Origin of the sequence: Egbenema bharatensis FJBBOT/2019, from assembly GCF_048077055.1 — a bacterium.
In the GTDB taxonomy this organism is placed as follows: Bacteria; Cyanobacteriota; Cyanobacteriia; order Elainellales; family Elainellaceae; genus Egbenema; species Egbenema bharatensis.
On sequence record NZ_CP182236.1, the window covers coordinates 520,219 to 534,214 of the forward strand.

The following is a 13,996-nucleotide window of genomic DNA, read 5'->3' on the forward strand; positions in this document are numbered from 1 at the left end:
CCGGAAGGTGGCTGGATAAAGTTGGGTAGATTCTCCTGGCGCAGCTTTTCTAGACGTTATGTTGAGTTTTGTTTCTATATCCCTAGGCGATTATAGCCTGAACTTTAGCTGAATTCCTTCCATCTAGTGGACGATCGTTAGACTGTTTAAGAGATAGAGGGAACTGGAAAGCCTCCATGAGGGGGCGAGGATGGGGGATCGGGAAAAGTTTGGCGTTGGTCTGCTCCCATCGGGCTTAGAGGTTTTCACTTACTTCAACACATAATGAAACCATAAAGCTGTACTTAAAGATGCAGTAAACACGTACTTTATCGGATCTAGAATTTGCCAAAACCCTGTTAGGATTGGGCGGAATCTTTTCAAACCTGAACACCTCATAATTTTTGTAGAGAGACGCATGATTCCTGTAATCCTGGCGGGTGGTAAAGGGGAGCGGTTTTGGCCCCTCAGTCGGAAACAACGCCCCAAACAGTTCCTCTGTTTAGATGGCAGTGGTCAGAGCTTACTGCAAGCAACAGCCGATCGCCTCCTGGAAATGTCCGGCGGATGGCAGGGGTTATGGGTAATTACAGCCTCCCACATTGCAGAACTGGTGCAGGAGCAGCTTCCTGACCTGCCTGCGGAAAACCTGCTGGTGGAGGTTGAGGGGCGGGATACGGCTCCAGCGGTGGCCTGGGCAACGTTGGAAATTGCCCGTCGCTGTGGGGAAGAGGCGGTGATTGGCTTTTTCCCGGCGGATCACTGGATCGGCGATCGAGATGCCTTTTGTCAGACGCTCAAGGCCGCAGAGGAGTTGGCCCTTCAGGAAGAGGCGATCGCCACCCTCAGTATTGCGCCTACCTATCCTTCGACCGGGTATGGCTACATTGAGCAGGGTGAGAAAGTGGGCTTGTTCAACCACTGCCCTGGCTACAAAGTCAATCGGTTTACCGAAAAACCTGATCTCGCTACGGCAGAAGCCTTTGTCGATTCCGGTCGCTATGGCTGGAACGGCGGCATGTTCATCTTCCGAGCGGGGGTGATGCTGGGGGAACTGAAAGCCTGTGCCCCTGAGATGATGCAAATGCTGGAGGCAGAAGGGGCAAGCTGCTATCCAAAGCTGCAAAAACTTAGCATTGACTATGCGGTGATGGAAAAGACGCAGAAAGCCTACGTGGTTCCAGTCACCTTTAGCTGGGATGATCTGGGTGATTGGAATGCGATCGATCGGCTGTTGAAAAATGGTAAGCCGAATGTGGAGCTAGTTAAGCATGTGGGGCTGGATACGAAAGATGCCCTGCTCTACTCCAACGATGAAGAGGATGTAGTGGTGACGATCGGCTTAGAGGATACGGTGGTGGTGCGGGATGGCAAGGTGACGCTAATTGTCCACAAAGACCGGACGCAGGATATTAAAAAGGTGCTGAAACTACTGCAAGCGGATCCAGACTGTTCAGAGTTGTTGTAGGGGAAGATGGTATTGAGGTCAGCCGATCGGGTGCTCAGGATCATGGATTAAATAACCTGCAACGGTTTTCTTGGTTGACTGGGCAGGCAAGACGCCCACCCCACAAGAATTGTTGACTGGGCGGGCAAGATGCCCACCCCACAAGAAGTTCAGGTGATTAAATTCGCCTTCCTGAGTGCCTCGTTTGTCTGAGTGCGATCGGACTGCTTGGTTGTGGCTGGTGGTTTTCTCCTACCAACAGCTTTTATTCCGTTGGTGGCACTTTAGCGTTGGACTGATGACGTTGAGCAACCTGAATCAATAATCGTAGGGCTTCATTGACTGCTTCATCATTGGGAAAAGCTTGGGCAACATCAGGATCTAGAAGCACCAAGTTTGTCCCTTCACGATATTGCTCAACATACTTGCCCCTGATCCCCCCCTGCATTTGAGCGAAGTCATATTCAGGACGTAATTCGTCTGCCATTTCGTTCTCAACATCCTTCTTCATAAAACCTTCGCTCCTGTTTCACGGGAGGCTTTCCAAGCCTTAGGTTGCTGAAACTGATGAATGTCTTGAATCACCTGTGCCCAACTCTGGGAAAGGGACTCCAGGATCCGATCGCCCTTTTCCGCAGTGGCAACCGTTGGATCCCCCAGGATACCGCTCTGGCTGAGATCGCGGGTTGTCCAGGCGAAGGGCAGGTTGCCTTCCATGCTAAGGAGGCTGTCGGCTGGGAGATCGTGGGGATATTCAGTGATGGCTTGATCCATTTTCACCTGATCGGGTAGCAGGGAGAGGAGCAGACTGGTTTCCGCATCTCCGGCATGGATGCCCAGTTCGGCTTCTTTGGGAGTGAGATAGTCGATCGCGTTATTGGGAACTCGCCAGACGAACAGGGGAAACACCAGAAAATCCTCATGCTGCTGATGTAAATCTCGGGCCACGATCTCCATAATTTGCGGCTGCCCCCCATGCCCATTCACCAACGCCCACTTACGAAATCCAGCCCGGTACAGACTTTCTCCCACTTCCATCAGGGTGGATATCAGGGTTTGAGCCGTGAGGGTAATCGTTCCCGGAAAATGCCAGTGTTCGTTGGATTTGCCGTAGAACAGCGTTGGCAGGGCATAGGCGGGAATTGCTGGATCCAGTTTTTCCAGGGCTTGACCCACTACTGCGGTCGCAATCGCTGCATCCACAATCAGGGGCAAGTGGGGGCCATGCTGCTCGATCGCCCCAATTGGCTGAAGTAACACCACATTTTCCTGATCCGGCAGATCGCGGATGGTTGTCCAGGTCAGGTAAGGAAAGAAGCGATCGGGGGGAATGAAGGTGTGCATCTATTCGACAGGGACAAATCGACGGTATGATTGGTCTGTCTCTGAAGGCTTGTCCTTCGACGGTTTGCCTCCAGGGTTCGCAGATTGCTTCAGGATAAATCAATTCCTGCGAAATTACTTTTCTATGGGATTGTCTTTCTAACGAGCATGGAGGGATTCGAACCCCCGACCCTCAGAACCGGAATCTGATGCTCTATCCACTGAGCTACATGCCCGAACGCACTATGAGAGTATAGCATTTCTGCACTGGTTATGACGCACTATCCCTATAAGCTATTGTTCGTTTGTCTTGGAAACATTTGCCGATCGCCCTCTGCTGAAAATTTGATGAACCATTTGATTGCCCAGCGGGGCTTGCAGGGACAGATTGTGTGTGATTCGGCTGGAACCTCGGCCTACCACGTAGGGGAACCCCCCGATCAACGGATGGCAGCCGCTGCGGCAAAACGAGGGATTACACTCAAAGGCAGGGCACGGCAGTTTGAGCCAGAGGATTTTGAGGCGTTTGACCTGATCCTGGCAATGGATACCGAGAACTATCGGACGATTCTGGGACTCGATCGTCAGGGACTCTATCAAGACAAGGTACGGCTGATGTGCGACTTTTGCCGCGAGCATACCGATCGAGAAGTGCCCGATCCCTACTATGGCGGTTCCGATGGATTCAAATATGTAATTGATCTGCTGATGGATGCCTGCGAAGGATTGCTGGATCATGTGCTGAATGTTCAGGAAACACCTGCCTGAGAAGATCATCCCCCGAATATAAAACAATTCCCGTAGCGCAGGTATCTTGCCTGCCTGTGATGTCCGCTTGACCTGATTGACTGATAAATCTTTCCAGTAGGTTGGGTTGAACAACGTGTTCGCGGAGCGTCTCCAACGGAGAAAACCCAACACAAGCCTATGTTCTGTTGGGTTACGCTATCGCTAACCCAACCTACGGGAGAATCGGGGTTTCAGGAGTTTTGTCAGTCAATCAGCTGCTTGACTGCCTCTGATTGTCCGATCGCCCCATCATCTTGCGTGGAACAACTGAGAGTTACGAGAAAGGACTGAGAGTTTTACTGTTTTTTTCATAAAGAAATGATGAAAAACTGTTGAAGATACTGAGTGCAATGTCCCCTGGGTTTCCCATACTAGGGTTGTAGAGCGAATGGTGTGCCTGATTTTGTAACGATCGATTTCCGATATCGCTCTTCTTCTCAAGGTGTTTATTGTTTTCTGGATCATTCCTGATCAGATCTTTTTGATGGGTTAACCCTGTTTCACTCTCAAGTTTTTTTCTTCTCAACCGCATCTATCGAACGGTCTTAGGAACGTAAGTTGAATAATCTAAAATCCTTGTGGGGTGGGCATCTTACCCGCCCAGTCAGTAAGGCAGAATGATTAACAGGTTATTTAGTTCACGATCCTGCGCCCCAGCAGGCAGGCTGCACCTGACCGTTTTATGTCCATTTTTCTAACGATCGAATTGAGTTCTCGTTAGACAATTTTGTGTGTTTTTACAGAATCTCTCCAGGTTTTTCTGTTCATTCACACTGTCGTGACTGATTCTTACGCGCTTGTAAACAGTAGTTTCTTTGCATCGGATACTCATTTCGCCTAAGCACCTTGAGGCGCAAGTTTACCATGCTGTCTCACTGAAATTTTTCCCATGTCTATCCCCCAATCAACGGCTCAATCATCAACGGTTCAATCACCAACAGTTCAATCACCAACGGTTCAATCATTAACCGGACGATCTTTAGGAATTGGACTCTCAGGCATTGCCGACTGGTCAACGGAAATTCCCTTTCTAGATGCCTTCAAGTCTGCTCGATCGTGGATTCCGCAGCGTGAATCTGTATGGCATACAGGAGAACAGTTTGATTTAGATGCGAATGGCTGGGTGCGATCGCTACCCGTTGCAGGTTCAAACCAACCCAATACAGCGCCAACTTTTGCTGGAACCCTACTGCTACACAATCAGGGAAACTATCGCCCCGGTCGCTATGTGGTGATGTACGACGGAGAGGGAACGGTTCAGTACGGGTTTGATGCCAGAAAAATTGAATCAGAATCGCGTCCGGGACGAGATGTGTTGCAGGTCGATAGCCGGGGGGGTGGCGGAATTTATTTAACCCTGCATGAAACCGATCCAAACAAGACCGGCAACTATATTCGCAACATCCGGGTTTACCACGAAGATGATTTACCCCTGGTGGAAATGGGAATGCGTTTTAACCCTGATTTTCTTCAGAAAGTCAAGGAATTCGGAACGCTGCGGTTCATGGATTGGATGGAAACCAACCACTCTAAAGTTCAAGATTGGAACGATCGCCCTAAGCTGACAGATATCAGTTGGGCTGGGAAAGGCGTACCGATCGAACTGATGGTGGAAATTGCCAACCAGACGGGCAGTTCCCCCTGGTTTAATATGCCGCACCAGGCGACGGATGATTATATTCGGCAGTTTGCGACCTATGTTCGAGATCACCTGGATCCGCGCCTGGTTGCCCATGTTGAGTTTTCCAATGAAGTCTGGAACTGGCAGTTTGAGCAATCTCATTACGCTGTGCAGCAAGCCGAAGCCCGATGGGGTCAGGGCGTTGAAGGCGGCCATATGCAGTGGTATGGCATGCGATCGGCGCAAATGGCAGAAATTTGGAATCAAGTTTTTGGCAAACAGAGCGATCGAGTGGTTTCCGTCATTGCAACTCAAACCGGGTGGAAAGGGCTGGAAAACTATGCCCTGAATACACCTGCCTGGGTGGCGGAGGGGCATCAGCCTGCCTGGAAAGCGATGGATGCCTATGCAGTTACAGGCTATTTTTCTGGTGGATTGGGCAATCCTGAGCATCAGGCCACCGTGCGTTCCTGGTTGAAAGACCCGGATGGCGGCTTTGCTAAAGCAATTCAACAACTCAAAACAGGGAATGTCATTCCTGGGACGGCTCACGAGTCAGTGGAAGGGACGATCGACCTGTTCAAGTACCATGCATCTGTGGCAAAACAGCACAACTTGAGGCTGGTGGCCTATGAAGGCGGGCAGCATGTGGTCGGGCATGGCGGGGTCGAGCACGATGCTGAATTAAGCGAATTTTTCATGGCGATCAACCGTCGCCCGGAAATGCAAGGAATTTATCAACGGTTACTGGACGGTTGGCGAGAGTCGGGAGGGACGCTGTTTAACCACTTTGTTGGCATTGGGAGTGCCAGCCAGTGGGGTAGTTGGGGCGCATTGGAGAACCTGAGCCAGACGACCTCGCCGAAATATGCTGCTTTGATGGATTTCATCGCCACCCACGATCGCTGGTGGGCTGAGTCTACTTCCGGCGTTAAGTTAGGAACCCATCAGCGTGGCACCTCTGCCAACGATACCCTCCAAGGTGGCAAAGATAGCGATGTCCTGGTGGGGGGAGCAGGAAACGATCGCCTCATCGGTGGAGATGGCAACGATAGCCTGCACGGCGGGTTGGGTCATGATTATCTTGAAGGCGGCAACGGGGATGATGTCCTGCACGGTGGAGCAGGCAATGACACCCTGATGGGCGGTATGGGCAAAGATACGCTGGTGGGTGGAAATGGCAATGATGTGCTAATTGGCGGCATGGGGGCTGATGTCCTGACGGGGGGACGAGGAGCCGATCGCTTTGTGTATACGGGAACCAACCTGGCCAATGCCCATACCAATTCCCTGGTGGCCAGTCCCGATCGGATCACGGATTTCAATCAAGCTGAGGGCGATCGATTTCAGTTGGATTATGACAACAACCTGAATACACCTGATTTACCCCTGGGATTGTTCAACGCGGGCATTCGCACTGAAACTCAACTCGTCCAGGCGATCGAAGCAGCATTTGCAGATAAAAACCCCAAACAGTCCGGTAAACAACCTCTGAAGTCCAGGGAAGCCGTGCTCTTGAGCTGGCAAAACAAAACCCATCTGGTGGTGAATGATCAAACTCCTGGATTTTCTGCTGCCCAGGATCTGGTGATTGATGTGACGGGAATGCAGATGCGTCCGGGAGATGCCAATGCGGGTGTGTTGCAAGTCAGTCATTACTTTGCGTGATGCGCGGGAGTGATCCTCAACACCCAATCAGGCGATCGTTGGTTTACCATTAAGGGCGTTTGCATTTGCCAGTTTTGCCACCCTAAACGCTATGCCAACGATCGCGCCTGCTGCTGCTACGACGACTAAGCCACTTGACCTGCCACCGCTCCTGTTTTGGTTAGGAATTGTGGGAGTGTTTGCTGGATCGCTGGCTTTGCGGTTTTGGGGACTGAGCCGCTTTAATACGCTGGTGTTTGATGAAGTCTACTATGCCCGGTTTGCCGGGCACTTTCTCAAACAGGAACTGATTTTCACCGGCCATCCTCCCCTCAGTACCTACATTATTGCGATCGGGATTTGGCTAGGAGAACATCTACCCTGGAGCGCGGAAGGAGCCAGGAATGGGTTATCGGGATTATACCTGTCGCCCTTCAGCTACCGCTGGCTAAATGCCTTGTCTGGTTCGCTGATTCCCCTCATGGTGGCCGGCATTGCCTACCAACTCAGCCGTCGTCGTAGCTATGCCCTGGTGGCGGCGATCTTGATGGCAGCGGATGGTTTGTACCTGGTGGAATCGCGCTATGCCCTGAATAATATTTACCTGGTGATTTTTGGACTGCTGGGGAATCTCTGTTTTTTACAGGCGTTGCGGAGTCGAGGGTGGGGACAATGGCTGTGGTTGGGGGCTGCTGGAGTTGGGTTTGGCGCATCCGCAGCGATTAAGTGGAATGGGCTGGGGTTTCTACTGGCAGCCTACGGTGTGTGGCTAGCAGGATGGATACTGCACTGGATTCAGAAATTTTTCCGCCGATCGCCGCGCCCGCTCGAACCGAAAACCGCCTCTGAGCCGCTGACGAATCGCCTTTCTGAAAGAGCAAATACGCGATCGCTCACTCCTTCCCTCTCCAAATTTCCCCTGCAAAACCTGACCCAGCTTCACCTGGGACACATCCTGATCTGCTTCGCCCTGATTCCGGCCTTCACCTACTACCTGAGCTGGATTCCCTATGTTCAACTGACGGAGGGCAGTAGTGTGTGGGAGCTACAACTTCAAACGCTGAACTATCATCAGCGGGTCGGTGGCTTAGATGCCCATCCCTATTGCTCCCTCTGGTACACCTGGCCCCTGATGCTGCGTCCGGTTGCCTATTTCTATCAAACTACCCACGGTATTAATGAGCCTGTTCCTGTGATTGGGCCACCCACAATTCCCAGTGCGAGTGTGGTGATCTACGATGTCCATGCAATGGGAAATCCCTTTCTCTGGTGGTTCTCAACGGCGGCGATCGTGTTGGTGATGGGTGCGTTCGTCCAGTATTTCTGGCGATGGTTAACGGGGCTGCAACAGATGCGATCGGCTGGGGGAATTTGGGAGCAAACGGCAACCCTCTCCCCATCGGGCTGGCTCATCCTGTATGTGTTGATTAACTGGTCTGCAAACCTTCTGCCCTGGATTCGGGTGACGCGCTGTGTCTTCATCTACCACTACATGGTGTCGCTGGTTTTTGCCATCCTTGCGCTTGCCTATCTGGTCGATCGCTGGCTCTTTCATCCCAATCGTATCTATCGAATCACGGCGATCGGTATTGTTGTGATTGTTCTGCTCGCGCTGGCGTTCTGGTTGCCATTCTATTTAGGATTACCGCTTTCCCCAGCAGAATTGAATTTGCGTCGCTGGCTGGATTCCTGGATTTAGGTCTGGATTTAGTTCTGGGTGAATATCGATCAATTTGCGTCAAGGGGGTGCTCCCCGCAGATTCTCTATTGTGGGCGGTGTAAAGAGTTTGTTAGATTGAGCTTACCCGTCGCACTTTACTACCTGGGGAAATGAATAAAGTCACGGATGGAGATGACTTCCTGCCTCGCAGCATTATGTGCCTGGGGTTTATTGGGGCTGCCTTGATTGTGGCAGTGCAATCGATGGAATTTCCAACTGGCTCTGCTGCGGCTGCACCATCCCGACCGCGATCGCATCCCTCTGCTCTTCCAGAAGAAGGACATTCTACGCCGCGTGCTCTCCCTTCCTCGCTGGCAGCCGTTGCCTATACGGGGCTAACCGATTCCCTGGAAGTGGCTCTGGAACCCCTTTTAGGGGTGCATCGTTCCACTCTTTTTATCAACCTGTCTGAGCGGCAGGTGCATCTCTACTATGGCGAAACCCCCATTGCCACTTACGAAATTGCGATCGGGCGATCGGGCTGGGAAACTCCTGTCGGCGAGTTTGAAGTGATTAACATGGAAGTGGATCCAATCTGGCAGAATCCCTTCACGGGGGAGGTGGTTTATCCAGGTGCAGAGAATCCCTTAGGCTCTCGCTGGATTGGGTTCTGGGCGAATGGAGAACAGCAGATCGGGCTTCATGGCACCCATCAGGAGGAGCTGATTGGGCAGGCGGTATCCCACGGCTGTATTCGGATGCGGGAGGTGGATGTGCAGGCGCTCTATGAGCAGGTGACGTTGGGAACGATGGTGGTGGTTCGTCCGTGAGGAATTCGATCGCGGGTTGATTGAATTCACCACCCTGAGGACTATCTTCCTGGTTCTAACGCAGGTGGTTCTTCTGTTAAATCCCCTACGTTAAACAGAAAGGGAACTCCACCTTTTGAGTCTCCCCCCATCACCAGCACCCTGGGCATCTGCGCCCCACCTTCTCGCCAGGCTTCGATCGCCTCCTTTTGCAGTACCAACCGTCCCCCTTGAGACTTCAGGGTTTCTGCCAGTAGCCGTTGCGCCTCTGCTTTTCCCTTTGCCCGGTTAATGTCTGCCTGGGCATCCTGCTCTGCTTCGCGGGCAACGTATACCGCGCGTTGGGCCCGCTGCTCGGCAATCTGCTTATCCTCAACAGCCAGTGCAAATTCTCTAGAGAAGTTCAGGTCAATGACGCTGGTATCCAGGACAATGATGCCGTATTTCTGCAACCGTTCTCCCAGGGCTTCGTCAAAATCCTGCTTCAGTTCGTTGCGCTTGGTGATACTTTCTTCGGCAGTACGACGAGCCGCAGCAATTTTGAACGATTCTTGCGTTTGCGGTGCAATGATTTTAGCCACAATATTTTGCAGGGTTCCCTGAGTCCGACGAATCGTCACCACTTGAGTTGGATCCAGGCGGAAATTAATTGCGAAACTAGCACTTAAATTTTGCAAATCTCGCGTTGCACTCTGAGCCGGAACCTCAAACTTCTGTACAGTAACATCATAGATATCAACCTTAGAAATCAGCGGTGGCTTGAAGTGTAGCCCTTCTAGCAACTCTCCATCTCTTGCTTTTCCCAGGACGCTGATTACACCTGCTTGCCCAGGGTTAATAATGACAAATCCATTGAGCGCAACGATCGCCAGTAGAGCCAAAAGCGCGCTTGCAATAATCGTTTTAATATTCTCGGCTTGTTGCTGTTTCACAAGCTACAGTCTCCTGATTTTCTGGTTCCCACTTGCCTACTATATCGCGTGTTTCATGGCTCGATCGGCAGTTGGGGGGGTGAAGGAGTCAGAACTGAATCAACCCAGCTTCAGTAGATCTAAAATGGGTTCGTTTCACAGTGAACCCCTACGGTGTACACACAAGTCATCTGCTCTAGCCACGACTGGGTTTGATCCTCCCTAACCCTCCTTAAAAAGGAGGGAACCGGATTAGAAGTCCCCCTTTTTAAGGGGGATTTAGGGGGATCTATCAGGGTTTGAGCCTCTCAGTCAAGATCTGTGTACACGGTAGCTTTTTCAAGGGGGCTAGGGGGGATCTAAACCAGGTTTGTGATCAACTGAGCTGCTAAATGGCATCCCCCAGAGGAATCCTTTCCTTAATCAAGATTTAAGTAATGGACACTAAACAACTGATTGGGATCTGTCCAGACGTGCTTAGAATCGAAACCAGCCGATCGGCCAAGTCCTGAAATTCCTCAACGCTGTACTTGTAGGAATATTCGGTGCGTAAAGTTTCATCTTTTTTGAAGGCAATCCTCGTGTCACCGATATGAACGCTCTGATCGGCAAGGCTGACAATATACATCTCAATCCGACCGATCGGATTATAGAATGCCTCATAGCGAAATTGATTTAAATCGAAATCTCCCTGCAATTCCCGATTAATTCGCACCAGAATGTTTAGGGCAAAGTCGGCTGAAATCCCTTTTGCATCGTTGTAGGCAGGTTCCAGAATATCCTTACTCTTTTTCAAATCAACTCCAATCAATAAGCCGCCGTGCGGTTGCAGGAGAGTTGCAGCATTCTTGAGAAACTTCACTGCCTCACCCGGTTCTAGGTTGCCGATCGTTGATCCAGGAAAGAAGCCCACTTTGTGTTTGGTTTGTAAATGGGGAAGGCTGGGTAAGTCGATCGGCTGAGTGTAGTCTGCGCAAATGGCGATCGTGTTTAACCCTGGATAGGTAGCTGCCAGATCTAAACAGGATTCTTGAAGATGTTGCTTAGAAATATCCAGAGCGATGTAAGTTGGCAACTGGGGCATGGCATCCAGCAGGATGCGGATCTTTTGACTGCTGCCACTGCCAAATTCAATTAATGCACCACTGCCGATCAGGTTGGCAATCTCTGGGGCATGGGCCCGCAGAATCGCCATTTCAGTTCGAGTCAGATAGTACTCCTCCAAGGTGCAGATTGCATCAAATAATTCAGCCCCACGCTTGTCGTACAAAAACTTGGGGGAGAAGAACTTCTGAGGCTGGGTTAGTCCATGTAAAACCTCCGATCGAAAGTCATCTAATGGCGGATGGAGATCGTAGAGGGCAACATGGGGAGAAACATAAGTTGCTGAAACCATGACATATTACCTCAAGCAAAATTTTAGAAATGGGGTAGCAGATTTAGGCGATAGGATATGAGAACCTCAACGGGAAAGAACAGTGAAACAGAACAGGGAATGATCTAATCACTGATCTGATCCAGCTATTCTCCTCTAACTATCCAGTCCCATTACTGCGCCAACCGAATTCCTGTGAACTGCCAACGAGCAGAGGGCGGGAAGAAATTGCGATAGGTGGGTCGCACATGATCGGCCGGAGTCACACAGGAACCGCCCCGCAGCACCATTTGACTACACATAAACTTACCGTTGTACTCACCGATCGCCCCTGCAACAGGCTTGAATCCGGGATAGGGAGAATAGGCACTCTGAGTCCATTCCCAGACATCGCCGTATAGCTGGTCGGGACGGGTGACACTCTGCGCGGGTATGGGATGGAGATTCCCTGTAGACAGTAAATTTCCCTGCACCGGGACAGAAGCCGCTGCCACTTCCCACTCTGCCTCTGTCGGCAAGCGTTTATCCGCCCACCGGGCAAAGGCATCCGCTTCAAAAAAGCTGACATGACAAACGGGTTCATCTAAGTTTAGAGGCTGCATCCCTGCCAGGGTCATCACCCACCATTCCCCGTCAATCTGCTCCCAGTAGAGGGGCGCGTTCCACTGCTGCGATCGAATTGTTGCCCAACCTTCAGAGAGCCAGTACTCCGGCGTTTCATATCCCTTGTTCTGCATAAACTCCAGATACTCACCGTTGGTGACGAGTCGGGCCGCGAGATAGTAATCCTGGAGGTAAACCGGATGGCGAGGACTTTCATTATCAAAGGCGAAATCTGTACCGTCATAGCCGATCGGATTCAGGCCCCCTGGATAATCCAACCAGGTTTCCGTGTTCGTTTCCTGCGCTTTAGGGCTGACCGATTCCCTGGCGTGGTAGGCAGGACGCAGCGGATTGTACGCCAGAATATGCTTTAAGTCGGTGAATAATAGTTCCTGATGTTGCTGTTCGTGATGTAAACCTAAAGTAATTAAGGCTTCCACTTCTGCATCTCCCGATCGTTCCGCGATTAGTTGCTGCATCGCTTCATCGACATAGGCACGGTAGCGATACACTTCCTCTACGGTCGGACGAGAGAGTAAGCCTCGCTGGGGTCGGGGGTGGCGTTCTCCCACTGCCTCGTAGTAAGAGTTAAACAAATAACTATACTGTGGATGAAATACGGCATAGTTTTTCAAATAGGGGGTCAGCAAAAAGGTTTCAAAAAACCAGGTAATGTGCGCTAAATGCCATTTAGGTGGACTGACATCCGGCATGGTTTGAATGCCGTAATCTTCGATCGCCAGGGGTTGACAAATTTGCTCGCTTAACTGACGGACTTGTTGATACCGATCGCCCAGCGACAGGGGAATCCGACTCTGAGCAAACGTTTGTGTTAGAGAAGCAGAACGATTCATGGTTAGTTGTATAGAGGTTTACAGTCTGAGTACTATCCTCGCGTGGATGCTACCGCAGATCTCGCCATTCGTATAGGCTCTTATGGTTAATTGCAGGTAAAAAGGCAAAAGAGCCATGCAGTACCACTACAGCAGCGATCGATTCAGCAGAGAACTGTCATAGGGGGGAATTTGTAGCTTCATACACATATCGTGAAGCGAGGCAATGGAAGATTGATACTTTAGTCAGTACCCACGATTAATACTTTGGTCAGTACCCACGATTAATACCCACGATCGCCCATCTGGAGGAGGTGAACCTTGCCAGGAGAGGTGGAATAATGATTGATCATCAGTCAGTGCTCGAAAAATAGGATCAAAAAATAGCGATCTGTTCTTGAAATGGTTTATCGTCCGATGAATTGTTTATAATGCTAAACTTGTCCCCCTTAGGAGAGAATCATTGCAGCTTAAGTTGACGAATTTTTGAAAGCAGTGTTAGCGTTATAAGCACATATCTACTAGTCAGCCTAATCCCGTACTTCATTAGCGACATTAATGAAACGGAGCGGAGGAACCAAACTCTATGGGGCGAATCGGATAAAAGGTAGAGCTTAATACAGGGCGAAGCCTGGAAAAGTATTACGTTTTCTCGCAGCTTTTACCTCCCACCTCTATGCTTTTGACCGAGGGGCACCTCTCAGCCCTAGCCCGTCAGCTAACTCCGTCGGCAGTGAGAGGAGACTGAAGAGGCAGCATTTTTATTACAGCTAGATCTCCTTCAGTGTCCTCAGGTTAACTTGGGTGATCCTTCAAAGCTTCCTTCCTCCTCGGAGCAAGCGAAGCAATTTCACCCTTGTTTGTTTACATCCCATCTCCCTCAGCCCCCTGAAGTGGGTGGGACTTTAACTAAAAGGAGTTAAGTTCTCATGGTTAAATCCACGTTGAACCGGCTTTTCAGCTCGTCTGCATCTACCAAACTTGAGGGTACTGCCAATT

Annotated in this window: 10 protein-coding genes, 1 tRNA gene and 1 riboswitch; of the genes, 5 read left to right on the top strand and 6 right to left on the bottom strand. The window is 50.7% G+C overall.

Annotation, left to right across the window (positions count from 1 at the left end):
- Positions 1 to 397: 397 nt before the first annotated feature.
- The gene (locus tag ACM1PF_RS02290) at positions 398 to 1,447 is read left to right on the top strand and encodes a mannose-1-phosphate guanylyltransferase (RefSeq protein ID WP_416672008.1); all 1,050 of its coding nucleotides are present in this window, start codon (positions 398 to 400) and stop codon (positions 1,445 to 1,447) included.
- A 244-nt stretch (positions 1,448 to 1,691) separates the two neighbouring features.
- Here ACM1PF_RS02290 and ACM1PF_RS02295 read toward each other — a convergent pair whose 3' ends face one another.
- The 3 genes from ACM1PF_RS02295 to ACM1PF_RS02305 all read right to left on the bottom strand — a co-directional run bounded on the left by ACM1PF_RS02295 (position 1,692) and on the right by ACM1PF_RS02305 (position 2,985).
- Entirely contained in the window at positions 1,692 to 1,937 is a 246-nt protein-coding gene (locus tag ACM1PF_RS02295) for a hypothetical protein (protein WP_416672009.1), read from the bottom strand.
- Positions 1,934 to 2,770 (bottom strand): creatininase family protein, encoded by an 837-nt coding sequence (locus tag ACM1PF_RS02300; protein WP_416672011.1) that lies wholly within the window; start codon positions 2,768 to 2,770, stop codon positions 1,934 to 1,936. The genes ACM1PF_RS02295 and ACM1PF_RS02300 overlap by 4 nt, the downstream gene beginning before the upstream one ends.
- 142 nt (positions 2,771 to 2,912) lie before the next feature.
- Positions 2,913 to 2,985, bottom strand: a tRNA-Arg gene (locus ACM1PF_RS02305).
- A 37-nt stretch (positions 2,986 to 3,022) separates the two neighbouring features.
- On the opposite strand from ACM1PF_RS02305, the gene ACM1PF_RS02310 reads away from it, so the two are divergent.
- The 4 genes from ACM1PF_RS02310 (at position 3,023) to ACM1PF_RS02325 (ending at position 9,296) form a co-directional block, all read left to right on the top strand.
- Entirely contained in the window at positions 3,023 to 3,517 is a 495-nt protein-coding gene (locus ACM1PF_RS02310; protein WP_416672012.1) for a low molecular weight protein-tyrosine-phosphatase, read from the top strand.
- A 910-nt stretch (positions 3,518 to 4,427) separates the two neighbouring features.
- Positions 4,428 to 6,827 (top strand): bluetail domain-containing putative surface protein, encoded by a 2,400-nt coding sequence (locus tag ACM1PF_RS02315; RefSeq protein WP_416672014.1) that lies wholly within the window; start codon positions 4,428 to 4,430, stop codon positions 6,825 to 6,827.
- A gap of 91 nt (positions 6,828 to 6,918) precedes the next feature.
- Positions 6,919 to 8,505, top strand: coding sequence for a dolichyl-phosphate-mannose--protein mannosyltransferase (locus ACM1PF_RS02320; protein WP_416672016.1), 1,587 nt, complete (start codon positions 6,919 to 6,921; stop codon positions 8,503 to 8,505).
- 131 nt (positions 8,506 to 8,636) lie between these two features.
- Positions 8,637 to 9,296, top strand: coding sequence for a L,D-transpeptidase (locus ACM1PF_RS02325; RefSeq protein ID WP_416672017.1), 660 nt, complete (start codon positions 8,637 to 8,639; stop codon positions 9,294 to 9,296).
- Between the two features lie 41 nt (positions 9,297 to 9,337).
- On the opposite strand, the gene ACM1PF_RS02330 is transcribed toward ACM1PF_RS02325, so the two are convergent.
- The 3 genes from ACM1PF_RS02330 to egtB all read right to left on the bottom strand — a co-directional run bounded on the left by ACM1PF_RS02330 (position 9,338) and on the right by egtB (position 13,018).
- Positions 9,338 to 10,183, bottom strand: a complete 846-nt coding sequence (locus ACM1PF_RS02330) for a prohibitin family protein (RefSeq protein ID WP_416676542.1) — start codon at positions 10,181 to 10,183, stop codon at positions 9,338 to 9,340.
- A 433-nt stretch (positions 10,184 to 10,616) separates the two neighbouring features.
- On the bottom strand, positions 10,617 to 11,582 hold the full coding sequence (egtD, locus tag ACM1PF_RS02335) for an L-histidine N(alpha)-methyltransferase (RefSeq protein ID WP_416672019.1): 966 nt from the start codon (positions 11,580 to 11,582) through the stop codon (positions 10,617 to 10,619).
- 152 nt (positions 11,583 to 11,734) lie between these two features.
- A complete protein-coding gene (gene egtB, locus ACM1PF_RS02340; protein ID WP_416672020.1) occupies positions 11,735 to 13,018 on the bottom strand; it encodes an ergothioneine biosynthesis protein EgtB in 1,284 nt (427 codons plus the stop codon).
- A gap of 496 nt (positions 13,019 to 13,514) precedes the next feature.
- Positions 13,515 to 13,745, top strand: a riboswitch (cyclic di-AMP (ydaO/yuaA leader).
- The last annotated feature ends 251 nt before the right edge of the window (positions 13,746 to 13,996 follow it).

What these genes read in the sequence shown, in the direction of transcription:
- ACM1PF_RS02290 (WP_416672008.1), top strand. Translation starts at nt 398, where the DNA reads ATGATTCCTGTAATCCTGGCGGGTGGTAAAGGGGAGCGGTTTTGGCCC.
- ACM1PF_RS02295 (WP_416672009.1), bottom strand. Translation starts at nt 1,937, where the DNA reads ATGAAGAAGGATGTTGAGAACGAAATGGCAGACGAATTACGTCCTGAA.
- ACM1PF_RS02300 (WP_416672011.1), bottom strand. Translation starts at nt 2,770, where the DNA reads ATGCACACCTTCATTCCCCCCGATCGCTTCTTTCCTTACCTGACCTGG.
- ACM1PF_RS02310 (WP_416672012.1), top strand. Translation starts at nt 3,023, where the DNA reads ATGACGCACTATCCCTATAAGCTATTGTTCGTTTGTCTTGGAAACATT.
- ACM1PF_RS02315 (WP_416672014.1), top strand. Translation starts at nt 4,428, where the DNA reads ATGTCTATCCCCCAATCAACGGCTCAATCATCAACGGTTCAATCACCA.
- ACM1PF_RS02320 (WP_416672016.1), top strand. Translation starts at nt 6,919, where the DNA reads ATGCCAACGATCGCGCCTGCTGCTGCTACGACGACTAAGCCACTTGAC.
- ACM1PF_RS02325 (WP_416672017.1), top strand. Translation starts at nt 8,637, where the DNA reads ATGAATAAAGTCACGGATGGAGATGACTTCCTGCCTCGCAGCATTATG.
- egtD (WP_416672019.1), bottom strand. Translation starts at nt 11,582, where the DNA reads ATGGTTTCAGCAACTTATGTTTCTCCCCATGTTGCCCTCTACGATCTC.
- egtB (WP_416672020.1), bottom strand. Translation starts at nt 13,018, where the DNA reads ATGAATCGTTCTGCTTCTCTAACACAAACGTTTGCTCAGAGTCGGATT.